Annotated in this window: 33 protein-coding genes, 3 pseudogenes and 1 riboswitch; of the genes and pseudogenes, 13 read left to right on the top strand and 23 right to left on the bottom strand. The window is 40.3% G+C overall.

Going from position 1 to position 22,660, the window contains the following annotated elements; genetic code table 11:
- Positions 1-323 precede the first annotated feature (323 nt).
- The 8 genes and pseudogenes from RRG12_RS30080 to RRG12_RS30045 all read left to right on the top strand — a co-directional run bounded on the left by RRG12_RS30080 (position 324) and on the right by RRG12_RS30045 (position 6,830).
- Complete coding sequence (locus RRG12_RS30080) at positions 324-1,211, top strand: DUF1186 domain-containing protein (RefSeq protein WP_420761725.1); 888 nt, start codon at positions 324-326, stop codon at positions 1,209-1,211.
- A gap of 81 nt (positions 1,212-1,292) precedes the next feature.
- A complete protein-coding gene (locus RRG12_RS30075; RefSeq protein WP_420761724.1) occupies positions 1,293-1,868 on the top strand; it encodes a hypothetical protein in 576 nt (191 codons plus the stop codon).
- Positions 1,869-2,255: 387 nt separating this feature from the next.
- Positions 2,256-2,399: riboswitch (cobalamin riboswitch) on the top strand.
- Between the two features lie 371 nt (positions 2,400-2,770).
- Positions 2,771-3,025: a hypothetical protein gene (locus tag RRG12_RS30070; RefSeq protein ID WP_420761723.1), complete on the top strand. Its 255-nt coding sequence runs from the start codon at positions 2,771-2,773 to the stop codon at positions 3,023-3,025.
- A 22-nt stretch (positions 3,026-3,047) separates the two neighbouring features.
- A complete protein-coding gene (locus tag RRG12_RS30065) occupies positions 3,048-4,049 on the top strand; it encodes a methyltransferase domain-containing protein (protein WP_420761722.1) in 1,002 nt (333 codons plus the stop codon).
- Positions 4,050-4,179: 130 nt separating this feature from the next.
- A pseudogene (locus RRG12_RS30060) lies at positions 4,180-4,389 on the top strand (GTP-binding protein); the annotation flags it as partial.
- Positions 4,373-4,813 (top strand): hypothetical protein, encoded by a 441-nt coding sequence (locus RRG12_RS30055; protein WP_420761721.1) that lies wholly within the window; start codon positions 4,373-4,375, stop codon positions 4,811-4,813. The pseudogene RRG12_RS30060 and the gene RRG12_RS30055, both read left to right, overlap by 17 nt.
- 18 nt (positions 4,814-4,831) lie before the next feature.
- A complete protein-coding gene (locus tag RRG12_RS30050) occupies positions 4,832-5,686 on the top strand; it encodes a class I SAM-dependent methyltransferase (protein WP_420761720.1) in 855 nt (284 codons plus the stop codon).
- A 193-nt stretch (positions 5,687-5,879) separates the two neighbouring features.
- On the top strand, positions 5,880-6,830 hold the full coding sequence (locus RRG12_RS30045; RefSeq protein WP_420761719.1) for an RpoD/SigA family RNA polymerase sigma factor: 951 nt from the start codon (positions 5,880-5,882) through the stop codon (positions 6,828-6,830).
- Between the two features lie 144 nt (positions 6,831-6,974).
- Here RRG12_RS30045 and patX read toward each other — a convergent pair whose 3' ends face one another.
- Positions 6,975-7,205 carry a heterocyst-inhibiting protein PatX gene (gene patX / locus RRG12_RS30040; protein WP_420761718.1) on the bottom strand — a complete coding sequence of 77 codons (231 nt, stop codon included), beginning with the start codon at positions 7,203-7,205 and terminating at the stop codon, positions 6,975-6,977.
- A 584-nt stretch (positions 7,206-7,789) separates the two neighbouring features.
- Here patX and RRG12_RS30035 point away from each other — a divergent pair.
- Positions 7,790-8,233 (top strand): AAC(3)-I family aminoglycoside N-acetyltransferase, encoded by a 444-nt coding sequence (locus tag RRG12_RS30035; RefSeq protein WP_420761717.1) that lies wholly within the window; start codon positions 7,790-7,792, stop codon positions 8,231-8,233.
- An 18-nt stretch (positions 8,234-8,251) separates the two neighbouring features.
- A complete protein-coding gene (locus RRG12_RS30030; protein ID WP_420761716.1) occupies positions 8,252-8,500 on the top strand; it encodes a hypothetical protein in 249 nt (82 codons plus the stop codon).
- 237 nt (positions 8,501-8,737) lie between these two features.
- On the opposite strand, the gene RRG12_RS30025 is transcribed toward RRG12_RS30030, so the two are convergent.
- The 22 genes and pseudogenes from RRG12_RS30025 to RRG12_RS29920 form a co-directional block, all read right to left on the bottom strand.
- Complete coding sequence (locus tag RRG12_RS30025; RefSeq protein ID WP_420761715.1) at positions 8,738-8,917, bottom strand: hypothetical protein; 180 nt, start codon at positions 8,915-8,917, stop codon at positions 8,738-8,740.
- A 64-nt stretch (positions 8,918-8,981) separates the two neighbouring features.
- Positions 8,982-9,140, bottom strand: coding sequence for a hypothetical protein (locus RRG12_RS30020; protein ID WP_190946581.1), 159 nt, complete (start codon positions 9,138-9,140; stop codon positions 8,982-8,984).
- 150 nt (positions 9,141-9,290) lie between these two features.
- A complete protein-coding gene (locus tag RRG12_RS30015; RefSeq protein WP_420761714.1) occupies positions 9,291-11,129 on the bottom strand; it encodes a hypothetical protein in 1,839 nt (612 codons plus the stop codon).
- 11 nt (positions 11,130-11,140) lie between these two features.
- Positions 11,141-11,857, bottom strand: coding sequence for a hypothetical protein (locus RRG12_RS30010; RefSeq protein WP_420761713.1), 717 nt, complete (start codon positions 11,855-11,857; stop codon positions 11,141-11,143).
- A complete protein-coding gene (locus tag RRG12_RS30005; RefSeq protein WP_420761712.1) occupies positions 11,854-11,994 on the bottom strand; it encodes a hypothetical protein in 141 nt (46 codons plus the stop codon). Before RRG12_RS30005 ends, RRG12_RS30010 begins: the two co-directional genes overlap by 4 nt.
- Before the next feature lie 41 nt (positions 11,995-12,035).
- Positions 12,036-12,446: a hypothetical protein gene (locus RRG12_RS30000; RefSeq protein WP_420761711.1), complete on the bottom strand. Its 411-nt coding sequence runs from the start codon at positions 12,444-12,446 to the stop codon at positions 12,036-12,038.
- A gap of 139 nt (positions 12,447-12,585) precedes the next feature.
- A complete protein-coding gene (locus RRG12_RS29995) occupies positions 12,586-13,296 on the bottom strand; it encodes a hypothetical protein (RefSeq protein ID WP_420761710.1) in 711 nt (236 codons plus the stop codon).
- The gene (locus RRG12_RS29990) at positions 13,286-13,705 is read right to left on the bottom strand and encodes a hypothetical protein (protein ID WP_420761709.1); all 420 of its coding nucleotides are present in this window, start codon (positions 13,703-13,705) and stop codon (positions 13,286-13,288) included. Before RRG12_RS29990 ends, RRG12_RS29995 begins: the two co-directional genes overlap by 11 nt.
- 247 nt (positions 13,706-13,952) lie before the next feature.
- Positions 13,953-14,198, bottom strand: coding sequence for a hypothetical protein (locus tag RRG12_RS29985; RefSeq protein ID WP_420761708.1), 246 nt, complete (start codon positions 14,196-14,198; stop codon positions 13,953-13,955).
- Between the two features lie 134 nt (positions 14,199-14,332).
- The gene (locus tag RRG12_RS29980) at positions 14,333-14,611 is read right to left on the bottom strand and encodes a hypothetical protein (RefSeq protein WP_420761707.1); all 279 of its coding nucleotides are present in this window, start codon (positions 14,609-14,611) and stop codon (positions 14,333-14,335) included.
- Positions 14,608-14,970, bottom strand: a complete 363-nt coding sequence (locus RRG12_RS29975; RefSeq protein WP_420761706.1) for a hypothetical protein — start codon at positions 14,968-14,970, stop codon at positions 14,608-14,610. Before RRG12_RS29975 ends, RRG12_RS29980 begins: the two co-directional genes overlap by 4 nt.
- Positions 14,971-14,976: 6 nt before the next feature.
- On the bottom strand, positions 14,977-15,132 hold the full coding sequence (locus tag RRG12_RS29970) for a hypothetical protein (RefSeq protein ID WP_176726879.1): 156 nt from the start codon (positions 15,130-15,132) through the stop codon (positions 14,977-14,979).
- A gap of 10 nt (positions 15,133-15,142) precedes the next feature.
- On the bottom strand, positions 15,143-15,355 hold the full coding sequence (locus tag RRG12_RS29965) for a hypothetical protein (protein WP_190737222.1): 213 nt from the start codon (positions 15,353-15,355) through the stop codon (positions 15,143-15,145).
- 9 nt (positions 15,356-15,364) lie between these two features.
- Positions 15,365-15,577 (bottom strand): hypothetical protein, encoded by a 213-nt coding sequence (locus RRG12_RS29960; RefSeq protein WP_069067958.1) that lies wholly within the window; start codon positions 15,575-15,577, stop codon positions 15,365-15,367.
- Positions 15,578-15,591: 14 nt separating this feature from the next.
- A complete protein-coding gene (locus tag RRG12_RS29955; protein WP_420761705.1) occupies positions 15,592-15,936 on the bottom strand; it encodes a hypothetical protein in 345 nt (114 codons plus the stop codon).
- Between the two features lie 10 nt (positions 15,937-15,946).
- Complete coding sequence (locus tag RRG12_RS29950; RefSeq protein WP_420761704.1) at positions 15,947-16,132, bottom strand: hypothetical protein; 186 nt, start codon at positions 16,130-16,132, stop codon at positions 15,947-15,949.
- Between the two features lie 87 nt (positions 16,133-16,219).
- Complete coding sequence (locus RRG12_RS29945; protein ID WP_420761703.1) at positions 16,220-16,780, bottom strand: WGR domain-containing protein; 561 nt, start codon at positions 16,778-16,780, stop codon at positions 16,220-16,222.
- A 13-nt stretch (positions 16,781-16,793) separates the two neighbouring features.
- Entirely contained in the window at positions 16,794-17,150 is a 357-nt protein-coding gene (locus tag RRG12_RS29940; RefSeq protein WP_420761702.1) for a hypothetical protein, read from the bottom strand.
- 96 nt (positions 17,151-17,246) lie between these two features.
- Positions 17,247-18,869, bottom strand: a pseudogene (locus RRG12_RS29935) (AAA family ATPase).
- Positions 18,866-19,123 (bottom strand): hypothetical protein, encoded by a 258-nt coding sequence (locus tag RRG12_RS29930; protein WP_420761701.1) that lies wholly within the window; start codon positions 19,121-19,123, stop codon positions 18,866-18,868. Before RRG12_RS29930 ends, RRG12_RS29935 begins: the two are co-directional and overlap by 4 nt.
- Positions 19,124-19,166: 43 nt before the next feature.
- Entirely contained in the window at positions 19,167-19,373 is a 207-nt protein-coding gene (locus tag RRG12_RS29925; protein WP_420761700.1) for a DUF2997 domain-containing protein, read from the bottom strand.
- A 2-nt stretch (positions 19,374-19,375) separates the two neighbouring features.
- Positions 19,376-19,717 (bottom strand): annotated as a pseudogene (locus RRG12_RS29920) (DUF1257 domain-containing protein); the annotation flags it as partial.
- 310 nt (positions 19,718-20,027) lie between these two features.
- On the opposite strand from RRG12_RS29920, the gene RRG12_RS29915 reads away from it, so the two are divergent.
- The 3 genes from RRG12_RS29915 to RRG12_RS29905 are packed head-to-tail and all read left to right on the top strand — an operon-like array spanning position 20,028 to position 22,607.
- Positions 20,028-20,321 carry a hypothetical protein gene (locus RRG12_RS29915; RefSeq protein ID WP_420761699.1) on the top strand — a complete coding sequence of 98 codons (294 nt, stop codon included), beginning with the start codon at positions 20,028-20,030 and terminating at the stop codon, positions 20,319-20,321.
- On the top strand, positions 20,318-21,877 hold the full coding sequence (locus RRG12_RS29910) for a hypothetical protein (protein ID WP_420761698.1): 1,560 nt from the start codon (positions 20,318-20,320) through the stop codon (positions 21,875-21,877). The genes RRG12_RS29915 and RRG12_RS29910 overlap by 4 nt, the downstream gene beginning before the upstream one ends.
- Entirely contained in the window at positions 21,870-22,607 is a 738-nt protein-coding gene (locus tag RRG12_RS29905) for a hypothetical protein (protein ID WP_420761697.1), read from the top strand. Before RRG12_RS29910 ends, RRG12_RS29905 begins: the two co-directional genes overlap by 8 nt.
- The last annotated feature ends 53 nt before the right edge of the window (positions 22,608-22,660 follow it).

Raw genomic sequence — 22,660 nt, 5'->3', positions numbered from 1 at the left:
GGGGAACTGCGAAATTCTTAGCTGATAGCAACTACTTATCTCATATTCGGGAGCTTTGGGACGAAAGCTTGTCAAGATTCCTCGAATAGGCAATAGTCTTTATGTAACCGATAAGCGATTTGATAGGTTTGTCCAAGCGATCGAATTGTGGGAGAATAGGCTGCTAGATACTAAGTAGCAGTCAACTAATACATAATAAGCAAGTATGTAACTCAAAACTATAGTCTATGGGTGTACAAGCCTTTCTAGACTAATTTTAATTTGAGTAAAGTTAAGCACTAGAACCACTACCGTTGATTAAAAAGACAGCTAAATTTGAAAAGATGCAACTAGAAGAAATTTTATCGGAATTAGAAAACAATACCGGGAAGTTCCCCCGTTTAGCTTTGGAAAGAGCTATCGAAGAAAAGTTGGCGATAACCCCTATATTATTGACAACTTTAGAAAACTTCAGCAATAACCCGTCAGAGTTATTGGATAAAAATGATTATATCTTACATATTTATGCCTTGTATCTATTAGCACAATTTAGGGAAACATTAGCCTATCCTCTGATTGTCAAGTCTTTTTCGGCTCCAGGGGACATCTCAATGGATGTAACCGGAGATATAGTAACTGAGGATTTAGGAAGAATATTTGCTTCTGTCAGTGATGGAAATATTGAACCACTAAAACAACTAATATCAAATAAAAAAATCAATGAATATGTCAGAAGTGCAGCATTAGAAGCTTTACTAGTTTTAGTTGCTGAAGAAGTTATTTCTAGAGAAAAAGTAATAGAGTATTATGCAGAATTGTTTTCCAATCGAGGTGACAAAGAATATGATTATACTTGGACTAAGCTAGTTATTAATAGTATGGAGCTTTGTGCGAGCGAACTGAAGTCAGAAATTGATAATGCCTTTGAAGAAAATTTAGTGGAAGAGTTTTTTATTGGGCAAGAGGATGTAAATGATTGTTTTGAGTTGGGAACAGAAGTAGCTTTAAATAAACTGCGCCAGAATCGACGTTATTCTTTAATTGAAGATGTGATATCAGAAATGGAAGGTTGGGCTTGTTTCCAGCCAGAAAAACTAAAAAAACTGGATAACAGGTTAATTAGCCCAGAAGGATTTACTTTATCGACACCAAAAAAATCCCAAACTCAAGCTAAAAACAAGAAAAAGATGCAATCACAATCTCGCCGAAAAAATCGCTCACCCAAAAAATGAGTATTCAAAGACCCCACCTTTGTCTAGTAAGGGTTTTAGGAAAAACGCTGCTCAAAGATAAGTATTGAGTTAATAGATTGAATGCCGATAAAATACGAGAATAGAAAAGGACAGACATATTATCTTTATCAAGGCATAACGAAAACTGGTAAGCCTAAGTACTTCTTTTCCATGAAAAGTGAAGGACATTTGGTTGAAACTATGCCTGATGGCTATGAAATTTATGAAAATCCTAACGCTCAGGTTTTTCTGAGAAAGGTTCAGCCGAAAATTATTACCGATGAAGAAAGGGCAAATGTAGAAGAAGGAATAAAGAAATTTTCTAGCTTACAAGATTACCAAATAGATATAAAACAGGAAATCATTACTATATATACAGCAGACCAAGACGTTAATCTGTTGTCCGAACTATTAAATTTTTCTGGAAGAAATGAGATGAGAGAAGGGAAAACTAAACTCAGGCTTTCTATTTCATATTCACCGATGCTTCGTTTCGTATTGATTGATCGGGCGCAACGGACATTTCTGACTCAAAGATATTGTTTTTTAGGAAGAATTGATGACTGGATTGAAATCGGCAAGCAAGGTAATCTTCAGGGACTAGTAGAAAATTATGTGAAACATTTGGGACAAGAGTCATTCTTTGAACTGCATTGATCTTAGTTTTTGGCTCAATCAACTAGAGGCATTGGCAAAATGGAGTTGTTTTTGGCTGACCCTTGTCTAATAAGTGATCTAGAGTCTGAATATGGTAAAAGGAGAACAGCTAAAACCGATAATCTCAGATGACATAGCCGAAAATAAATCTTAAGGAACTCAAGCGATATCTGAAGGATGACTCTCAATAAGAATTGATTTCAGAAAATAGCGAGCTATTTTTGGCATTTGTTAGTTTTGCAAGATATCTACTAAGCAATAAAAAACGACCCTGCAACGCTGAGTAGAAAATAAATGCTTGGTAAAGAATGAGACTTGTCCCGATTAATAGCGAATGCAAATATAGACAGCCTATTGATTTTTATGCAAGCAAATCGCAGTTGTGTTATTATCCAGATGAATCTCGGTTCTAGTGGGGAACAGCCACTAGAGGAAACGGGGAAAGTCCGGTGTAAATCCGGCGCTGTCCCGCAGCTGTAAACAAGGGTTGCCTTGTGAGTCAGAATGCCCGCCGAAGTTGACTTGTAAATTTTGTACATCTGCGAGGCACAGATAAGTATTTTTATGAAGGTTTATACAACTAATCAGCTTTACGTTCTCATAGTGCCACATATCAAGACGCTACAGATTACGACTTTCTATGAGAAGGTAAGGGGTTAATTTTCGGTACAAATTGTGTCTTGAGATCCAGCGATCGCTGTAATCTACTCCAGACGAGAGTATCGTTTGTAAATAGTCATTGCGACAAAAAACGCTGTATTAACTAATAGGTGGAAGTTGTTTAAAACAGGTAGAAAATGGCGTGTATGACGTACATAGTCATGTTTGACCACTGAACAAATACTTTCCCAATCTCGCATATAAATTGCTAAGTTACTAAATGAATACTCCAGTTAATTATCATGGCGAAATTCTATCTTCACCGAACTGGGAAGATTCCTACTGCTATTCACCCCTTTGTTAAACAAACGGCTCTTCCTCAAGGCAAACACAAGCCCAGTCTACTGCAAGGGAAAATTATTCAAGATGTTCAAAACATTGCAATATCGATGTATCGGATGATTTATATTGCGATTGCCGACCGTGGGCAGTTACGACATCACTCCTCTGATTCAGGACGAGCAGCAATGAGTAAACCGTTGGATCGACTCAAATAGGTGTACAAGACCGTTCAAAAAAATGCCAAATTTGTTATATTCTGTAATTGTTTTTTTTCTGCTATTAGTAATTGGAATTGCGGCTTATTTCCTAACTGCCCGCAAGTATCAATCCTCATCCACAGTTGCCAATTCCTACGATCAATGGACTCTTGATGGCATCCTAGAGTTTTATTGGGGAGAACACATTCACCTTGGTCACTACGGTTCACCGCCACGACGAAAAGATTTTCTGGCTGCTAAATCTGACTTTGTACATGAAATGGTTAAATGGGGTGGAATAGAAAAATTACCCCCTGGTGCTACCGTCTTAGATGTTGGCTGTGGTATTGGCGGCAGCAGTCGGATTTTAGCGCGAGATTATGGGTTTGCTGTCACAGGGATTACCATCAGTCCTATTCAGGTGAAACGCGCCCAGGAATTAACACCCTTTGGGCTAAATGCCCAGTTTGCGGTTGATGATGCAATGGCATTGTCGTTTCCAGATGCCAGTTTTGATGTGGTCTGGTCAATCGAAGCAGGCCCCCACATGCCAGATAAAACCATTTTTGCTAGAGAATTAATGCGGGTGCTAAAGCCTGGTGGAGTGTTGGTTGTAGCTGACTGGAATCAGAGGGATGACCGCCAAAAGCCGCTAAATTTTTGGGAGAAACGAGTAATGCAGCAACTCCTCGATCAGTGGTCTCATCCAGCTTTTTCCAGTATTGAAGGCTTTTCCGAGCTTTTAGCAGGAACAGAATTGGTTGAAGGGGAGGTAATTACGGCAGACTGGACGCAAGAAACCCTTCCTTCTTGGTTCGATTCAATTTGGCAAGGAGTGGCTCGACCAGAGGGATTAGTGCGTTTTGGGCTGTCTGGTTTCATCAAGTCTGTGCGCGAGGTACCGACGCTTTTACTGATGCGTTTGGCGTTTGGTACAGGATTGTGTCGATTTGGAATGTTCCGGGCTGTACGGGCAAATGGAAGCACAGAATTCATGGACAGAAACTTTGCTAACCAAAATCCCTCAAGCTTGGTTAGGTAGCGATCGCAGCTATTTATGAATATTTGGATTTTAAATAAGTTTGGGGGGTTAAATCCCCTAGTTCTAGAGGCAGAACACAATTGAAGCCTAGCTAAATCCCCGTCACAAAATGTAATTATGAATTATGAATTATCGAATTAAGGGATTTGTAGCAGTTCCAAACAAAGCTATCCGTCCGGTATTACAGGGGGTTGGTAATCGATTTAACTACTTTTATGACCATCTTTGGCAACCCCAGGAACCCCGTCAAACGCGATTAGTATTGATTGGACGAGAGCTTGAGCAGGTTCGCATTGAATCATTGGTGTTGGGGGAGGAAGTCAATGCGACCATCCAATAGTGTTTGGCAAGGAAATTTTGGCTACTGGCAAAATAGTTTTATTCATAATAATCTGCTGGTCATTGGTTACACAGCATGGAAAGGATTTCAGTCCTTTGGACGGGGAGTTGTCTTATGTGATGTAGATACTCAAGTTACTCAGTCAACAATTACAAACTTTGATACAGTTCCCTTCACCCTCCAGTTTCTCCCCTGCGATCTAATTGGGCTTTACTTGGGATCACAATCACTTAACTCATCTATAATCTCATCAATTTTTCCAGCAGTCGCAACATACAATCCCCATCAAGATATTCTTCTGGTGCTAAAGGTTGAACCTCAGATTGAGGTTAATTTTTTACACCAACTAAAAATTACTCCACCCGATTGCTACGAACAAGTTTGCAAGCGTTGGTCAGAATTTCAACCAAGCTTAATGCCCTAATAGTTACTTTATTCCTCAATGCTCAAACCACAATCAAGCAAGATTCCGAAACCTACTCGTTACCAAAATGCGGCGATAGATTATTACATGGGACTCACAAATTCCGACTATCTCCATTATGGGTATTGGGAGCCACTACCTACTCATGGTGAAGAATTAACTCTAACTCGTCTGCGTGTGGCGCAAGAAAGCTATGCAGCCAAACTTTTCAGTTTTATCCCAGAGGGGACAAAAACTGTGCTTGACGTAGGCTGTGGCATTGGTGGTAATGCGGCATATTTGTGTGATCGTGGTTTCAGTGTTGAGGGATTAGCACCCGATGCACTTCAGCAAGAGAGATTTATTCAAAATACCAACGGTAAAGTACCTTTTTACTTAACGAGATTTGAAGATTTTCACTCATCAAACTCCTACGATTTAGTTCTGTTGAGTGAAAGCAGTCAATATATTGCTGTTGACAATTTGGCTCAGGGTGCGGCTTGTTTATTGAGTAATGGTGGCTACCTGCTGGTTGCCGATATGATGCGTTCTAATGCGGAATACAGAGAAGGTATTTTTTCTAATTGTCATATTGCCACTGAACTCCAAGCGACTTTAGTGCAGGCTGGATTCAAGTTAATCAAAACTGAAGACATTTCAACCCATATTGCGCCAACGATTGACTTGTGTGTTGATAACTTTCGTACTTTTGGGCTGACAACGGTTAAATATATTGCTGATGTTGTGGCGATCGCTGTTCCTCCATTACATACACTCGGTCGTTGGGCATTTAAGCGCTGGCTGGAAAAGTTGGTTGTCGAGGGGTTAGCAGCACGCGCAATTTTTGAAAGCCATTTATGTTATTCCATCCAACTCTGGCAGCTATCAAGATGACCCCAGAAATAAACTTTCAGGACATAGAGCTTGTACACCTCGAAGAATGGTGATGGTTTGGAGTTCTGCATTAAGCCTTGTGCCAGACAGAATCTTTTGTCCAGAGTTTTTGGCTGTTGAAATTAGGAAAATTAATTCAGCGATTTGATTTATACTTTTAGATTCGTCTAAATATCAAAAAAAGTTTTGTTGTATGTCCAGCCTGAGTCCAGACATGGTTCGTATCTATTTGCAAGAGATTGGTCGTTACCCAATGCTAACCGCAGACCAAGAAATTGCTTATGGGAGGCAGGTACAGCAAATCATGGCAATTGAGCAAAGAAAAAATGAACTCACCCAACAACTAGATCGTGAGCCAACAATGGTCGAATTAGCTGTTGATGTTGACAAAAGTGAATTGGAAATAGCTCAAATACAAAATCTTGGGCAACGAGCCAAACAAAAAATGGTGACAGCAAACTTGCGTCTGGTGGTTTCGATTGCCAAAAAATATACTAATCGCAATCTGGAATTCTTAGATTTACTGCAAGAAGGGGCAATAGGTTTACAAAGGGGTGTAGAAAAATTTGACCCCAATCGCGGCTATAAGCTTTCCACCTATGTATACTGGTGGATTACGCAATCAATCACACGAGCAATCGCAGAGAAATCTCGTACTGTACGCTTACCAATTCATATCACCGAACAACTGAACAAAATTAAGAAAATACAGCGAGAATTATTTCAGACACTGGGTCGTCCAGCCAGTGTTGTAGAAATTGCTGAAACTTTAGACTTACAACCAAGCCAGATTAGGGATTTTCTCAGCAGATCGAAGCAGCCAATTTCTCTAGATGTAAAGATTGGAGATAACCAAGACACAGAACTTAGCCAACTTTTACCAGATGAGGGCATATCTCCAGACGAACACATCACCAAAGAGCTTTTGCGCCAAGACATTAATAGTTTATTAGAATCACTCAAACCGACGCAGCGTGAAGTATTAATTTTGCGTTTTGGGTTAGAGAACGATCAAGAACTAACTTTAGCTCAGATTGGAGAGAAATTGAATGTCAGTAGAGAACGAGTTCGCCAAATTCAGCAGCAAGCAATCACTGTTCTACGTCGTCAAAAAACTGAAATTAAACAGTATTTAGTTTCGTGAGAAGTATTTATTGATGATGTTTTTGGGACTAATTAGTGAAAAAGAAAGGCTGAAATAGGGTTACAGGTTTGGGTGTAGGGAAAGACAGAAAGTCTTACTACACCCCACATCTTTTGATTTTTTCAGATCCTGTGAAAAGTCAGATTAAACAAGAGGCTCAATATTTTTGAAAGGTTCAATTAAATATCTACGTCCACCACCTCTATAAGGTACAGGGTTACTGGGAGTATTAGATTTGGTAATCTCTGAAAATAACTGTTGTGTTTTATAAGTAGGATATAGGGTCTGAGATAATTTATTTATCTGTATTTGGAAATTAAGACTTAGCAAATTGAATAGGAAAGTCCAAACTAAAATATAGGATGTAAAAGGCATAGTTAATAGCTCCATTTTATCTCTATTAACTAATACTTAGTATTTTTAAATTATCCGGTAAATATAATGGTAGAAATATTTTATTTTGGATTTTAATATCGCAATAAAACTTTGTTTGAATACAACTATTATATAAATCTTCGACAAAAAGACTAATGAAAAAAGTCATGAATTCGACCATGACTTTTGGCACAAATAAATGACCGATTTAGCCAGTTACTAGCGATTGATGAACTCTGAACAATTCTCACCATCCGATCCAACATGGATATATGCCACAGACTAATAAATTGCCGCCGTACTCAACCCTTTGATAGTTAGAGCAACCGACGATGCAGGCTGCTGGTCTAAAAACTTGTTCGTCAAACTCGAAATCGAAACCGAAATCCTCCGAGTAGTATGTATGAATCGTGCTAGATGTCACCTCAGTAGGAGGTAGAATCGTTAGGATCTTAGCAATCTGTTCCTCTCCATTCCATCTACCCGAAATACCTATTGAGCCAAAATGACTATTAAATCCAGTACCGCAAGAAAAATTAAGGAAAATCCCGCGAGGTCTTATGAACTTAAGCATTCAACAGATTGTGCCGGAGGACGTTGCATTAATGGAAGCTCTATTAGCGACCTTTGGCGAGGCATTCGATCAGGTGGAAACTTATGGGAATCCGCCTAGTACAGACTACCTGCGGCAACTGCTTGATAGTGACTACTTTATTGCGATCGCCGCATTGAAAGAAGGTGAGGTCGTTGGCGGTCTTACTGCCTACGAGCTTAAAAAATTCGAGCAGGAGCGCAGCGAGATTTACATCTACGATCTAGCTGTTGCCGCCGCACACCGACGGCAGGGGATTGCAACGGCATTAATTCAGAAGCTGAAGGAAGTAGCAGCAGCTTATGGAGCTTATGTCATTTTTGTCCAGGCAGATATTGGTGACGATCCAGCCATTAAACTTTATACAAAGCTGGGCGATCGTGAAGACGTGTTGCATTTTGATATACCAGTTAATAGCGGCAATGACAATGCCTAATGCTTATCTGGTTGGTTCATGATTGAGATTTGTAGTGAGCGATTGTCAGCCTTAGCGTCAGCCGAGATTCAGGGCTTGGAGTTTAATGGCTTAGTGGTATTTGAAGATTTGTTGATGGCACTGGGCAAAGCAAATGTATCGATAGTGAAAGAGAGCGACCTAACTCTTGAAAATTTGCGGTTACTAGATAAAGTTTGGACGGGAGAAAATATGCGAGTGTTTGAATTAATTGACATCTTGGAAAAAGATGGCGAACGAGATTTTTAACCCTCTTTTGTCAGTTTGGGATAACCCAATCGCTGAAAGCCTTTCGGGGCTTTATTTTCCACTTTAAAGCTAGAAATTTTAGTTAGTGTTAGAAAATAAAAGCTCAAAGCTTGATTAAATCAAAATTTCAGAATCTCGCTGAGATTATTGTTTTTCGAGAGTGACAAAACAGGGTTAATCAAAATGCGCTCGCTACGGCAATTGTTGACTCCTGGATGCTGAATTCTTACAAATTAACTAACCTTTCTTATTCTGCTCCTGCCATAAAAGCTGAGATTGATACTTCTGAAGTATCTTTAAAATCTCTTGGCGTTGTGGATGCCCTTCAAGAGATTTTTCAATGGCAGCAAATTCGTCTAATACAATCACTCCTGGCTGTAGCTTAGGATTGTTTACGTCTGGGTCTATAGAGTTCATAATTTTTATCATTGGAGGGTGTTTGCTTTAGTAGGTTTTATGACCATATTCTAATATTTCGTATTCACTTATTTTCGCTCCAAACAACAAAACAAGTACCTAAAACTACGCTCAATCCTACTATAAATCCTGAAGGACGACCTCCAGTTAGCAAGAGTATGACTAAAAAGCCAAGTTCGACAGTGGCTATTTGTTTGAGCAGAGGAGCCAGTTTTATTTTCATCTTTTCATCTGATAAATTTTCATCCAACGCAAGGGCAAGAGCCAGTATCAAGAATTGAATTAGGTGAACAGCAAATCAATAATTTAATCATGCCAACCTCTACTAATAAGTCCTAACCTTATTAAAACGTTAAATCTCAAATTTTAAACATTAATTTTGATTGCTATTCCAGCCGTCGAATTTGTACTTAAGATGTGAATTCTGAAGCAATCTTTCGATTCCCAAACGGATTAGCTCTGGTGGAACTCCGTCTAATTTCAACTCGCTTTGGATAAACTCATCAATGGAATTGGCTTTCGTCTTCTCTAAGAGCGCCAACATCTGTTGAGCTTGGGTTGTTGATGTGCAAGACTCCTTAGTTTCAGCTTGAGAGGTTTGCTTATTACTTGGTGCAGAGTCAATAAAGTTTTTGGTATCCCGGTCATAACCAGAGAAATTGTTTAACAGAGGCATTGGTATCCATTCATTGATGCCGCCGTAATAAACTGCTCGACCAACTGGTGATTGTGCAGCAATCTCCATTACTTGGGTTGAGGTAATCTTGCGATCGCTGGGGATGAGTTGAGTGGCGATCATGGCGTTGTAAGCTGGGACGTTATCAGGATGAACTAACGCCACAGAGGTTAACTGCGATCGCAGTCCGCCAGAAATGCCCAAGTCATCAGTGTGAGGATTTTGCACGACAATCCAGAAATGCCAACCGGAACTATCACCGCAAGAACAGTAAGAGATGATTTTATCTTTGAGCCAACCAATCTCACCCTTGGTATTTTTAAATTTGGAACAGACAGCCGTTCCTTCATCCAAAATAATCAGCTTGGAGCCAGAGATATTTTGAAATTCGGTAAAGCATTCTTTGACCCATTTAACGGCTTCGACCGGGGACATTTCTAGGATTTTAGCCCGTTTAAAAGTATCAACACGACCTTTGAAATAACCGGTTTCTTTCTCGTCACCTTTTGGGTCAATATAAAAGATGTGTATGCCAGGATGCAGTCGCTTGATAGCGTCGATTGCATTGCTAATGGTGATACCCTTGCCAGAACCAGGGACACCAACCCAAAGCATATTGGTAACTTTTTTAGCAATGTGGGCGATTAGGTCATACTGCACTTGGGGTTTAGTGGTGTAGGTAGAGATTTCGGTATTGACTGAAGGGGAAGAAGCAGGAGGCATGGGAGCAGGGGGCATGGAAGCAGGGGGCATGGAAGAAATTTCCCCGAAGCTCCCAGCTTCTTGCCCCGTTTCCTCTTCAAATCTTGCTCCCACACCAGGAATCGGTAATTGAGCAAATCGAGCTTGTGGGATACCAAGATTTTGCGGTTGTATCGCCTCTTGAATAACTGTTACTTGTTGGTAGTTAACTCGTGGGTCAATTGTCACTTGCGCTAAATGCCCGGACAATTGCTCACGGGTAGGAAACTGCCCACGTAGCTGAATAAACCAATCAAGTAACCAACGGTAAGCGTAAAATCTTTTTCCTGGCTCAACGGCGCTCAAGTATTCACACACCACATGAGATGATTGCTTGAGCATGGCAAACTCATACTTAGACATTGGCTCCAGATGCAGCATCAAGTCAGCCAGTTCATTTTTCAGGGCAAAGTATTCATCCCTGGCAACACTATCTCCCATTGCCGAGAGGAATTCAAAAAAGCCACCACGTATAAAAGGAATTGGTGCAAATTGATGGGTATCGTTTAAGTCCTGAACAATTGACCATAAATAACCAACACCAGCTACGACTGCACCAATGGGAGCAAGTGGAGAAGTGGCATAACAAACAGCACCAGTCGCCGCCGTCGCTAAAGTAATGAACTTCGCCAGATTCATACCGTTACGTTCGTCCCTGGCGCGGACTAATAACTGATCTTGACGCTCTTGTAACCAAGAGGCGGTATTCCCAGCTTCCAAATACTCAATGCTGGGGTAGTCGCTACGGAGGAGCGCCGTTTCTTTTGTACCGAGCATTGGCATTTGTTGCTGCATGTGAATTCCTCTTACTTAGTTATTTTCCAAATGTTGTAACCAATCTCGCCTGCCATCATTGAGGCTACATTGTAAGCAAAACAAGCCAGGATTAAACCTGGATTAGTGTAGCGGAAGGGATTACGACCAACGAAAGTAGTAGTCAGATCCAAAACCCAGAAAAATAGTGCGATCGCTCCCCCTGTATGACGTTCTTTCATGCCAGCAGCTTTGTAATCGCCCCACAATGCCACTGTCAGGTCGATATTCCCATTTGGTTTACTGCTGAGTGTGTATTGTTTTGATTCCTCAAACTCGTTCTTGGCCTGTTGTGGGTCTTTACCACGCAATGTCCGAGCTTCCATCACTTGGACAAGTGCAGAGATACCAAAGCTAATCCAAAACAAGGGATTAATTAGGAGTTGTAACCAACCAAACCAACCAATCCATTCTGTTTCAAACCAGGGAAAAATCGGTTTTCCCTGAAATAAAACCTGCCAGATGCTATCAGTAGAAAGGAGTGTGCCAATCCAGAAACCAATTGCACCAACCAGCTTGTATCCGGGTGTGCCTGGGGTAACGAATTGGGCAATGATATGTGAGATAAAGATGACTGGCAGTGAGATTAATGCCACAATCCACCGAGCTAATAACTCTAGGTAGTCACTCCCTCCTTTTTTTGGCTCTCCTTGTGGTGATGATTCTGGTTTTGGTTGTGAATTAGATTTGTTTGGAGTGAGATATTTCATAGGTCGAACAATTGTAGATTGCCGATTGTAGATTGCCGATTGTAGATAAGAGAATTGACTGTACTTACAAGAGATGCAGCTTCTCTGATTTGAGATTTATTCCGCCCACTTTCCTGCTGGGCTTGTACCAAAAACATTCAATCTCCAATCTGCGATCTTCAATCTCCAATCTTCTTGGTCAATCACGAGAATCTTGGTACAGTGGCGAATTCTTACAAGCATTTTTGAATCGATATTTCCATTTCCATTGCCTCTGTTCAATTCGCCCAATACATAAACCAGTTGAGTCATACACAAAAACTGTTTCATCTTCTAAATAACCTGTAGTCTCAGGTCTAGGGTTACGTTTTTTCGAGTCTAAATAGTTCCTAATTCGTAACTTACTGAATGAGGGCGTAACTCCAAGAGAATTAATTTTGTCGGCGGTTTCTGCCCTTTGCTCGGCTTTAATGCGTTCAAGTTCTTCTGACTCTCGAATCGTGATGCCACTGTTGTAAGTCTTAAATTGGGCTGGCAGTTGCGATAACCAAGGACTTGCGATTAACCCCATGCCCAATAATCCCAACATCGCTTGCTTCTGGTATTTCATTGTTGAAGCCCGTCGATATTTTGTGTTGTTTGGGGTGGCGGTGCATTAGCAACACGAACATAAACAGATAGCCCAATACAAACTAGAAAAAAAAAGACTGAGAATCCGAAAAGATTCTCCTTGAAGAACTTGCACCATTTTAAGTTGGAGACTGGAGTTGTTTGCTCAACAAAGAGCGTGTCAAATTTTTCAGATCCTGAATCGTCGCAGGTTGTGTAGACTTTTTTTCTGGTGTTGGGACTCCTAATTCGTCTAAAAATGCTTTCGGGTCAAAACCAGGGGTAGCAGTATTAGTGAGTTTTTGAACCTCTTGTTTAACCTCATCCCCAGCCTTTAACCCGTACTCTTGGGTAATTTGTTGCCTGATTTCGGGATTCTTGGCCAACTGATAAATAAACGCTATTTCATCAAAACCTTGCTCTGTGCGTCGCTGTAATGAACGAGCATCAAGTTCACTCGTGATTTCATCGAACAATCCTTGCTCAAACTCATGAACTGCCAGCGCTTGAGCAACAGTCTTGCCTGCCACAATGTCCAAGAATGCTTTAAAAGTTTCCCGACTGACTCCAACAAATTGTAATTGTTCAGTGGCCATGTCTATTGCATGAGTCTGTATATTCGCCAAATTGCTGCTACCTCCTAACAGCTTCGATTTGTCGAGGGTTGCTTGCGCTAGATTGAACAACTTTTCTAAGCGATCGCTAATATCCACAGGAAATTCTTGGGCGTTTGGATCAACAGCTGGATCTGACTGAGCCAGTTGTTCTAACCCAGCAATGATTTGCTCTGGCTTGTAGTTAGCACTCAATAATTCAAATAATTCTGCACGAGTAAATATGCTATCCGACATGATGTGTTTCTCCTAAACTGTGTGATGTAAATCCTAATTGCTCTTGTTCAAACTGGGCACGGGTGTACTCGACTTTATTTGCTTCAACAATTGCTTCGACAAGAGCCTTTTTGTCAATCCCTTGAGTGATATCTCCAAACAATTCACCAATCTTTGCTATCACCCACACTTGATAAGATGTGATCGGTGCAGCACGGAGATTTTTCTCTTGGGCTAATGCCTGTATCCTTAAAAGTATTAATCTATACTCTGGAATCAAAGAAGCGACTTTTGCCCATCGTTCCAATGTCCGGGGACAAATACCTAAAATTTTTACCGCTTTCGCTTTTGACATTGGTAAAACTAAGGGATTTACCCCTGATTGGCTTTGTTTTTGATTAAAAAGTTGTTTTCTCCATCCTGATTCCATGAACTTAGTCAAATCCGTATCAATAGCCTCAAAAAGATAGTCAATATCCGTAGCATCTAAGTGTCAATATGGATATCAATATGGATGTCCATATTGATATCAATGATCAGCGTCTATTGACTGTCTATTGACCTTGCTCTTTTATAATAAAAAACCGCGCCAAGCGGTTCAAGCTACTAAGTTGACAACTTTGTTGATAACTTAGTTGATAACTTAGTTGATAACTTAGAAATTTTCAGTAGGATATTTACCAAGCTCCTTCGGGGCGAAAACTCTTACCTTCTTTCAACCATTTATTATGATGTATTGCGGCTAAAGCTTTTACTCTCGAAGATGGTTGACGATGAGTTCTAGACGATTTTTTGCAGGCATAAGCTGTCATTGTTCTGGCTCTAATATTTAAATATCCTGATGCCTCTTCAAAACTTAATCCCCAAATTTCACAAAAAACTAATGGGTCAAGTTCTTTGATTTCTTCAGTTTGTGCGTTCATACTTTAGCTCAAAAGTTAAGTTTTGGGGTAATTGCCATTTCTGGCAGAAGCGATTGCCTTCTTTGTCCGGTGGCGATCGCTTTAATTTATGCTTGGCTCTTTTATATGAACTGGGCAAATGATTTCCCCTATGGTCATTTTGAAGCCTGACTTTGTTTAACCAACACTGAACGTAGGTACTGCCGACAAGCTGCTTCTCCCTTATAAATCAGAATCCGCAGCGCTTGTACTTCCTGCATTGGAGAAACACAGATTTCGGCAATCGCAGCAATCAAATTCTGTTGCTTCTGCACGTAATCTTGATGATGCTGCTCCAACACAGCAATTTTGGAGTTTAACTGCTGTATCTGCCGTAATGCTTGAGTTAAGGACGATTCTTTGTTTCGAGAGCGATTGTCTAAGGTTAACGTCATGTTATTGCTCCTTCTTTAGATAGTTGAAAGCCTTGCCAATCGGGGCATTTCGCGCCCTCAATGCCTTCGGGATGAACAGAACAAATTAAAGGGGAGCCGTTGTAAGAGATCCCGTGATAGTATTTGCAACCTATACAACTGGTGGGTCTATTTAAAGGTCGAGGTCGGCGCAACATAACTTGGTCAATTTCATTTTGACCAGTAATTCGGTCAACCATGAATGCTGTGATCCCAGCCCCGGCTATTGCTCCACTAATAACGTACATGATATTTCTGCCGAGATATTGAGTGCCGAAATATCCACAAATAATTGTTGCTGCTGCTGCACTGATGCCTTTGATGAAAAGACTACAATTCATCTTTTCTTACTTCTTTTTTACTGATGGTTCATTCTCAGTTAAAAGTCTGCCAAAATCGTAAATCGTTACAGTTGGCTTTGGTTCCGGCTCCGGTTTTGGTTTTGACTCGATTGCGAGTTCAGGACTACCCAACCCGACTGCATTTCTGATTTCTTGTTCCATATCAAAATTCTCATTTTTGAGTCATCTGCTTCATATCATCGATTGCATCCAAAACTTCCCCCAAAATATTGAAAGCATCGTTTAAAACCACGTCATTCAATGTAGAAAAGTATTCGGAGGATTCGATATTGCGATAATCTTGACTACTGCTAATAAGCCGCAGTGTATATTGACACCCTTGCAATATGGCTTGAATTTCTGAAGTAGTTAGCTTAATTTCCATTGGTGTGTTCTAACTTTGAAAAACTGAATCAATTTCGCCGTTATCAATAGCATTTTTGGCATGGCGAACAGCTTGCGTATGATTGTCAAAAGTTTGAGTTGGAGGTGATGCCCAAGTTGTTTTTAACAGACCTGTTTTTCCCACATGAACATCCACAGCGCCATCTGATAACTCGGCAGTCTCAATTTTGTAGCCTCCATGTTTGGTTTTGTACTCTTTCATTAGCGTTAACTAACCTAAAATTTATCTCGTTGAATACTAAAACTTGCTCCGACTAAAGAACTGCCTAAGAATGCAGAAAAACTGACCAACATTGCACCCAGGCAAATATTTTTCTGTTGCTCCCAAGCAGAGATGATTATGTTGGGATTAGCATTTGTGTCAATAATCTCCAGCCCCCAGCAAGCCATTGCTCCAACCCCTGAAAAGCCAGTCAAGAGTAGAGAGATAATTGCAGTTGTTTCTATCATGCGGTCTATGAATACTTTGGGGTTAAATCTTTTTCGAGTCCGACGAAGAACTAATTTATTACGAGTGTTTGAAGGCAAAGATGATTGATGAGTTACTTTCTGTGTTTTCATTTTGCATCCTCTAATTCAATAAAAACCCTGCACCAGTATTCTTAATCTTTACTTTTCTTTGATTGACTAACATTTGAATCACGCTAAGACTGAAGTTGATGTGGCATAATCGAGCGCTACCCCCACGACGACGAAAATACTGTAGGCACAAGGAGGAATGGTCAGCAGGGGCAGGATAAGTGGATTTTCTCGGCATAATGTTTCCTCTTTGATAATGCGAGTAAGTGTTTAGGCAGAAAAATTAAGAGCATGACTAGCTTTTTGCCAGTCACGCTCTTGAACCTTATAAATGTCGCCAGAAGTTCTTGCTGATAGTTTTGAGACTGACAACCTTGGGTTCTGCTGTTGCTTCAGGGACACCTGCACCAGCCACAGCAGCAGCAAGTGGTGCAGGTGCCCCTAACAGAGAATTGAGTAATTCTTGTTGATAGTCAATGTCTGCTACTGTGCGGTAAACTCTGTGATAATTTATCTGCATCCCCAAAGGTGTTGGGACAATTTTCAGATATTCATTAAGAGCAGATATATAGGTATCACCAAAATTCTGGAGAGCAACAGCCGGACGGATAATATTCAACAATTGAATAGCTCGTCTAATGTCTGCAACACTGCGGCTAGCATCAATATCTGGCTGACTTTCGCGGTAGCCTTTACCTTTTTTCTCGACTACCAGATTGTTAAATTTACTAACCGCCCTCTGATGATTGCCTAATGTGTGAACTTTGGTTTGCGCTTGATAACCAACTCGCCCCCACTGGACTGTCAAATTCCCATCTTCGACAATGGCCGCCCAGAATTTATTGCTGTTTCGGATAGCATCAACAAAGACTAAATAGATTTCCATGTTTTTAACCCAGTCAACTCCCTAACTTCTGGGCATTGCCCCATCGAATTTGATGTTGTAGTGCTTCAAGTAGGGTTTCAGCTTCCAGAGTTGTTAGCCCATTTAAAACAGAGCAGACATCCTCAAACAAGTTTTTATACAATGGATATGAAACTAATAAGCCCAGATTAGACAATGCATCCTCAAGTGCCTCAGCAACAGTATGCTTAGTAGAACTGTCTTTTTCTAACGTAAAAATGTAAGTTGCTAATGCCATTCGGAGCATAAGCTTAGTTTCTCTGTCCAACTTTTCTAAATACACACCATATTTATCAACCAGTTGGTCAATGGTTGGAGTCTGCCCATAATATGTAACTAAGTTTGTTGTCATGTTTCTTCGCCTTATTAACTATGTTAATTGGTTGCTAGTCCTTTACTAAAAGAAAGAGCGATCGCCCCATAGAATCAGGAGACAATCGCTTTCTCATCAGTTCATATTCCGAAACTTAGCAGCACGCAAAGATTGAGTTTTCGCTGCAACCACAGGGCTACTAGCCCGTCGTGCGGTAGATGCCCATGCCTGCATTCGCTCGACTGCCGCAGCGTCCTGAATCGCAAGCGGGGTAATGGTTTGACGACAAGCTTCGAGATCAGCAAGTGTTACCTGCTGCGGTCTATCCTCATCGAATGCCAGCAGAGCAGCTTCTGAAGCAAGGGTTTCCAGTTCTGCCCCTGAAAATTTCGCGGTGTTGGCAGCGATCGCTTCGAGGTACTCCGATTCCAGATGAATGCCAAAACGTTGTAGATGAATCCCCAGAATCTGGACTCGCTCAGGCTCCGTGGGAAGATCAACAAAGAAATTTTCGTCAAATCTTCCCTTCCTCTTTAGCTCACTTGGCAGTGCAGAGGGGTCATTGCAAGTTGCCACGACAAACACACCACACTATGATTCGGACATAAACGTGAGAATATTGCCCAGAATCCTCTGTGAGACTCCACTCGTGTCACCAGTTCCCGAAAGTGCTTTTTCTATCTCGTCCACCCATAAGACGCATGGTGCGATCGCCTCGGCAGTCTTTAAAGCCCGTCTGACATTTCCCTCAGACTCACCTACCAGACTGCCCAAAAGGGATGCAATGTCTAGCTGGAGCAATGGTAAATTAAGGATGTTAGCAATGTTTTTAGCCAATAATGTTTTTCCAGTACCGGGAGGCCCCGCAAGCAACACACCTTTTGGTTGAGGCAAGGAAAGCTCACGCGCTTCTTGTGTGAACAGCCGCCGCCGTCGATTGAGCCACTCACGCAACAAATCTAATCCTCCAAAGGAGATGCTAGCAGGCTTGCCCAATTCGATACCCATTTGAGACAACAGCCGAGTTTTATACTCGACTGCTTGGGGTATGAAATTACTATCAATTAAAATCCCATTTGATGTTAGCTTGTGTTTGACAGTTAACCGCAGGAAGTCGCTAATCTCCTCCAGGGTTAATCCCAAAGCAGCGCGAGAAAGAGATTCAATTTCACTTTTATTAAGGGAAATAGTGAAAGTCAATTCCTGTTCAATAGCAGACTGTTGTAGGTCATGCAAATAAGAATTGATATGAAGTAGTATTTGCTCAACTCCCGGCAGAGGAATTTCGCCGTAAGGGATTAAGCGTACAAGTGATTCATGTAATTGAATGTTTTGACCCAGCAGCACAATGCGTTTATCAGTCGGTTTGAGACGATGGTAGAGATTTTTTACCTTGCTAACAACCTCCCAAGATAACGAAGGCGAATTCTTCCCAATAAACGAGTGAATATCACCTAAGATAAAGATTCCATCACCACTAAAGTTAGCAATGTAGTCAAATACAAATAGTAGTGGATCAGCCTGTGGAGGTCTTTTGTACTCTGCAACTGGCTTAAACACCAATCCCCCATCTGCTGCGATTAAACATTGTTCTAAGGTTGATACCCCCAGATTCCAGAAGAACACCGGACTTGATAGCTTATTGTTAGCTTCAGTAGTCAGCCACTGAATAATCGTCGCTTCATCAGGAGACAGCACGTCAAGCGCTGCGATCGGAATTTGTGAATCGAGCGTGGAAAGCAGATTTGAAAGTTTCATTGTTTTTCAATTTGATAAGGAACTGGAGATAATTCGTCGTGTGTGTTTACGACTTTTACGATCACCTCATAGGCTTCGGCATCGCCGTCAAAAACTTCTGCTATACCGTTGTTCTCTTGGTAGGCAATCGCTGTTACTATTACATTCAAAAGTACGCACAAACCCTCTGTACTAGCTTTGATGATCACGGGTTGTCTTGGTTTTTGCTGGGCATAAACGTGAACAAATGGGTATTCTTTAGCTAATTCGTTCATGATTGTTTTTGAGGGGGGAAGAAAGTTGATTCCCCCGTGTTGATTACTGACGCAAACGTGTTTGATTACTGTTCGTAGTCCGAAGTTGTTGGGTTTGGGCTTCGTCCTTAAACCTGCGATCGCCCACAACTCCAAGTGCTTCTTCAAATGGTTGCGTAGCCGATAAACAACTCACTCCCTCGAACCCCTCCGCTTCCACTCGAACTTCACCTGTAGCGCTGTCGAAATGGATCAGTATTGAACGTTCCATATTTATCTCCGTGCAAATTGTTTAACTTCTTGATGTCCGGCAAAGGTTAGGCGTAGGGTTTGCACAGTGCCGTTGGTTTCTTCAGCGATCGCACATTCACCAAATTTTTCTTGTAACTCGGCGGCTTTGGCTCTCACCATCTGTTGTCCATAAGCCAGCATTAGTTTATTACTGAAAAAGTCTTGTCCCAACTTCGGAACTGTTTCGTAACTGTCGTGTATTATCTCGTACACGCCGCTTGACTGATTCCATTTGAACCCGATGTCTGCACGGGCTTTTATGGTGCAACCAGATACGATGATTTCAGCGCTTTGTCCTTGAGAGCCACCGTAGTATCCTTCTAGCCTAGTATCTGTTAAAGAATCCCATAATGTAGCGATTGCATCTAAGCCAAGTATTACTCTTCCTAAAAAGCAATCTGGCAGTCCTATTATTACTCATAGCCCTAATACTTTTCTAGATGGTGTAATTGATAAAGCTGATGCAAATGAATTAATAACAAAAACTCGATTAGATTGTGCAGTTATTGGACGTATTAGCGCTCTTGAAAACGAGATATTAGAAATACGATTTGCCAATTGTTTATCACCATCTAAATCAGAAAGAGGATCTTTACAAGATATCTTACGAGTACATAAATTTTTACCAGGTCAAGTGTATCGCTCAGAAATATTACCATCACAGGGCTATCATCCTCCACAAACAGTAAATAGATTAGTACCTCATGTAACCATATTTGATGGTGGAACTGGGTTTATTAAATGGCGTGATGACTGGCGTAATTCTCACTGGATAATTTTACTAGAGCGTACAGAACCCCACTTTCAAGAATCAGTATATATTATCAAATCTGATTATGCAAACCGTGTAAATGGGGAAGAAATACCAAATATTATCCCGGTTCCTCCTGGTGTTGAAATGGTCGTTTATCAGGAAACTTGCCAATGACTTATATTTCGCTATCAACTGTAGACAAAATTTATTCATATAGCAGCCTTGTAAAAATTAAACAAAATCTTATAGTACATACTGATTTTCGTATTTTTTGCCTGTCGCTGAAAAAGTTTGAGCTGTTACTTGGTGAAAATGTAGAGGAAGATTACTGGAAAAATTTCTTACGCCCCTTGAGACAGTATCGATTTAAATTGTGTGCAGCACCGTTACCATTTAACCATCCTATAGCTTGTCAAGCTGAAACTATTAAATTTATAGAAAGGCAACTGAAAAATTGCAAATTTATATATCAAGACTTTGCCTCAGCAGCAGATGAGATATTCAATCTTATAATAAATTTGTCAAAATCTCATGAAAATCCACAGCTAGATTTTATAGCAACAAATTATCCGAATGCATCTATAGTACTCAAAGAATCATACCTGATTGCTCCACTAGAGGATTTATTATCTAAAATTCCTCAACTACACAAAACTTCGATACTAGTACCATCTCAGTTACGTACAAATAGTTGTTATGAGAAATTAGTTGTTATTGGTGCAAGTCGTTGGTTTCCTGATTATATTTTTACTGCACCACGAACTCATGAAATAGATATAGTTCACTACAGTTGTATAAAAGATAAATGGCAGTATAAACCAGTATTTGTTGCCTCTTTAGATAATATATTACCATCAAACTTTGTCTATTTACCGATTTCTAAGAAGGAAGAGGTAAACATAAAAACTACCGAAAACCTTTCAGAAGGCATTGAAGCAGATGAAATCATACCTCCGAGCATAAATTGGATTAAGATTGCTAAAAAAATATCTACTTTTTCATCATTTAGTGACAACGAAGAAACTATCGAAGCACGTTTGTTTTTCTTAGAGAAAAACACGGCTGTTTTTCTTGATATTAATGCTAAAACTATTGTAATTGATTTAGTAGAAGATGACGAATTACAGGTAAAAAAAGAACTTGTTACTGATATTGAAATAGGTATGTTTATTATTCTCCGCACAAATGGTGGCGGTGACTATATCATTCCCTTAGCCAACCATATCTTGGGAGAAAAAGCTCAAAATTTCAGAGAGTTACAGCAACTGTGGAAAGTTCGCCTCAATAAAAAAGTAGATTCTAGCAGCTTACATGATGTTAGCTGGAGGCTAGTACAATTAGGTTCTAAGATGGCTAAAAAAGAGCAAAATATTCGTAATTGGATGTCTAACAGAAACATCAGACCCCACGAGCAAGAAGATTTTGACGCAATATTAACTTTTGTTGGTTTAGGAGATAGATTAAAAGAGTTTCATGAAGCCGCAGATAAAATTGATAGCGCTCACCGCAAAGCGGGTAAACATATCCGTCAATTACTTCTGCACAAAGTTTGTAACTCTAACTTACAACAACTAGAGCAAATAGGCAAAATGGATTTTGAACTCCCCAAAGCTGATGGCGGTAGTATGACTGCATTTAGAGTAGTGGAGATTAATACAGAAGCAATTACGATTCCTTATTCAAAAATTTCACATCCCTTTCAACTAGATGGTGAATTTATCAATGACTGAACATATAGCAAATAGAGATAAAATTATTCAATCACTTCGAGAAGAGCTTGTAGGCCCATCACCGCAAGGAGAATTAATAAATTGTTCTGGTGAAATTACTTTTAATTTTGCGAAAGAAGGTTTTTATAATCCCTGGCGGCAAGATAATGGTGAGGAAATTCTACAAAGAGATCCGCCTAGAATAAGATATGGCGTTGGTGTTCTTTACCCATTGGGTACAAAATTAGAAGATGATAATTTAACATTAAGCCAGCTAGATAAAAATTCTATTCAAGATAATCAGCCTGAAGAGATAGAGATAATTACAGATGAGGTTAAGGAAGACCTCGAAAAAATTAAAGAAAAAGTATCCGAAATAGCTGAAGATAATGCAGATGATTTTGACTTGTCAGCAGCTAACGCATCTAAACCTAGTAGTATAGGAATCAGCTTTTTGGCAGAGTTTTCAGAAGATTCCGTTCTTGTAATCCAAACTTTCGATTCCGGTCGTTATCGCCCCAAAAAAGTTAAAGTTGAAGGAAATGAAAGAACTTGGTGGCTGCGTAGCCCAGTTAATTTTACAGCAGAGTTTTCTGCTGTAAAACTCTGTTCTATGGAAGAGAAGAAGCATATTAAAATTGAAAAAATAGATGGACTTCAACTGAATATTGAGGTATTTTCTAGACCAGATCAAAAAAAACGGGAAGCAGGGTGGTTTCATACAAAGAAAGAAAAAACTTTGTGCAGTTGATTGGAGAGGGCGCGTTGTGCTTGAGGAATAGTTCGGAAACCGAGTTTGCGGGC

The sequence above is a fragment of the Nostoc sp. CALU 546 genome, from assembly GCF_048836525.1.
Note: the sequence above shows the minus strand (reverse complement) of the source record. Positions and strands in the feature narration are given on the sequence as shown.

What these genes read in the sequence shown, in the direction of transcription:
- RRG12_RS30080 (WP_420761725.1), top strand. Translation starts at nt 324, where the DNA reads ATGCAACTAGAAGAAATTTTATCGGAATTAGAAAACAATACCGGGAAG.
- RRG12_RS30075 (WP_420761724.1), top strand. Translation starts at nt 1,293, where the DNA reads ATGCCGATAAAATACGAGAATAGAAAAGGACAGACATATTATCTTTAT.
- RRG12_RS30070 (WP_420761723.1), top strand. Translation starts at nt 2,771, where the DNA reads ATGGCGAAATTCTATCTTCACCGAACTGGGAAGATTCCTACTGCTATT.
- RRG12_RS30065 (WP_420761722.1), top strand. Translation starts at nt 3,048, where the DNA reads ATGCCAAATTTGTTATATTCTGTAATTGTTTTTTTTCTGCTATTAGTA.
- RRG12_RS30055 (WP_420761721.1), top strand. Translation starts at nt 4,373, where the DNA reads ATGCGACCATCCAATAGTGTTTGGCAAGGAAATTTTGGCTACTGGCAA.
- RRG12_RS30050 (WP_420761720.1), top strand. Translation starts at nt 4,832, where the DNA reads ATGCTCAAACCACAATCAAGCAAGATTCCGAAACCTACTCGTTACCAA.
- RRG12_RS30045 (WP_420761719.1), top strand. Translation starts at nt 5,880, where the DNA reads ATGTCCAGCCTGAGTCCAGACATGGTTCGTATCTATTTGCAAGAGATT.
- patX (WP_420761718.1), bottom strand. Translation starts at nt 7,205, where the DNA reads ATGCCTTTTACATCCTATATTTTAGTTTGGACTTTCCTATTCAATTTG.
- RRG12_RS30030 (WP_420761716.1), top strand. Translation starts at nt 8,252, where the DNA reads ATGATTGAGATTTGTAGTGAGCGATTGTCAGCCTTAGCGTCAGCCGAG.
- RRG12_RS30025 (WP_420761715.1), bottom strand. Translation starts at nt 8,917, where the DNA reads ATGAACTCTATAGACCCAGACGTAAACAATCCTAAGCTACAGCCAGGA.
- RRG12_RS30020 (WP_190946581.1), bottom strand. Translation starts at nt 9,140, where the DNA reads ATGAAAATAAAACTGGCTCCTCTGCTCAAACAAATAGCCACTGTCGAA.
- RRG12_RS30015 (WP_420761714.1), bottom strand. Translation starts at nt 11,129, where the DNA reads ATGCAGCAACAAATGCCAATGCTCGGTACAAAAGAAACGGCGCTCCTC.
- RRG12_RS30010 (WP_420761713.1), bottom strand. Translation starts at nt 11,857, where the DNA reads ATGAAATATCTCACTCCAAACAAATCTAATTCACAACCAAAACCAGAA.
- RRG12_RS30005 (WP_420761712.1), bottom strand. Translation starts at nt 11,994, where the DNA reads ATGTTTTTGGTACAAGCCCAGCAGGAAAGTGGGCGGAATAAATCTCAA.
- RRG12_RS30000 (WP_420761711.1), bottom strand. Translation starts at nt 12,446, where the DNA reads ATGAAATACCAGAAGCAAGCGATGTTGGGATTATTGGGCATGGGGTTA.
- RRG12_RS29995 (WP_420761710.1), bottom strand. Translation starts at nt 13,296, where the DNA reads ATGTCGGATAGCATATTTACTCGTGCAGAATTATTTGAATTATTGAGT.
- RRG12_RS29990 (WP_420761709.1), bottom strand. Translation starts at nt 13,705, where the DNA reads ATGGAATCAGGATGGAGAAAACAACTTTTTAATCAAAAACAAAGCCAA.
- RRG12_RS29985 (WP_420761708.1), bottom strand. Translation starts at nt 14,198, where the DNA reads ATGAACGCACAAACTGAAGAAATCAAAGAACTTGACCCATTAGTTTTT.
- RRG12_RS29980 (WP_420761707.1), bottom strand. Translation starts at nt 14,611, where the DNA reads ATGACGTTAACCTTAGACAATCGCTCTCGAAACAAAGAATCGTCCTTA.
- RRG12_RS29975 (WP_420761706.1), bottom strand. Translation starts at nt 14,970, where the DNA reads ATGAATTGTAGTCTTTTCATCAAAGGCATCAGTGCAGCAGCAGCAACA.
- RRG12_RS29970 (WP_176726879.1), bottom strand. Translation starts at nt 15,132, where the DNA reads ATGGAACAAGAAATCAGAAATGCAGTCGGGTTGGGTAGTCCTGAACTC.
- RRG12_RS29965 (WP_190737222.1), bottom strand. Translation starts at nt 15,355, where the DNA reads ATGGAAATTAAGCTAACTACTTCAGAAATTCAAGCCATATTGCAAGGG.
- RRG12_RS29960 (WP_069067958.1), bottom strand. Translation starts at nt 15,577, where the DNA reads ATGAAAGAGTACAAAACCAAACATGGAGGCTACAAAATTGAGACTGCC.
- RRG12_RS29955 (WP_420761705.1), bottom strand. Translation starts at nt 15,936, where the DNA reads ATGAAAACACAGAAAGTAACTCATCAATCATCTTTGCCTTCAAACACT.
- RRG12_RS29950 (WP_420761704.1), bottom strand. Translation starts at nt 16,132, where the DNA reads ATGCCGAGAAAATCCACTTATCCTGCCCCTGCTGACCATTCCTCCTTG.
- RRG12_RS29945 (WP_420761703.1), bottom strand. Translation starts at nt 16,780, where the DNA reads ATGGAAATCTATTTAGTCTTTGTTGATGCTATCCGAAACAGCAATAAA.
- RRG12_RS29940 (WP_420761702.1), bottom strand. Translation starts at nt 17,150, where the DNA reads ATGACAACAAACTTAGTTACATATTATGGGCAGACTCCAACCATTGAC.
- RRG12_RS29930 (WP_420761701.1), bottom strand. Translation starts at nt 19,123, where the DNA reads ATGAACGAATTAGCTAAAGAATACCCATTTGTTCACGTTTATGCCCAG.
- RRG12_RS29925 (WP_420761700.1), bottom strand. Translation starts at nt 19,373, where the DNA reads ATGGAACGTTCAATACTGATCCATTTCGACAGCGCTACAGGTGAAGTT.
- RRG12_RS29910 (WP_420761698.1), top strand. Translation starts at nt 20,318, where the DNA reads ATGACTTATATTTCGCTATCAACTGTAGACAAAATTTATTCATATAGC.
- RRG12_RS29905 (WP_420761697.1), top strand. Translation starts at nt 21,870, where the DNA reads ATGACTGAACATATAGCAAATAGAGATAAAATTATTCAATCACTTCGA.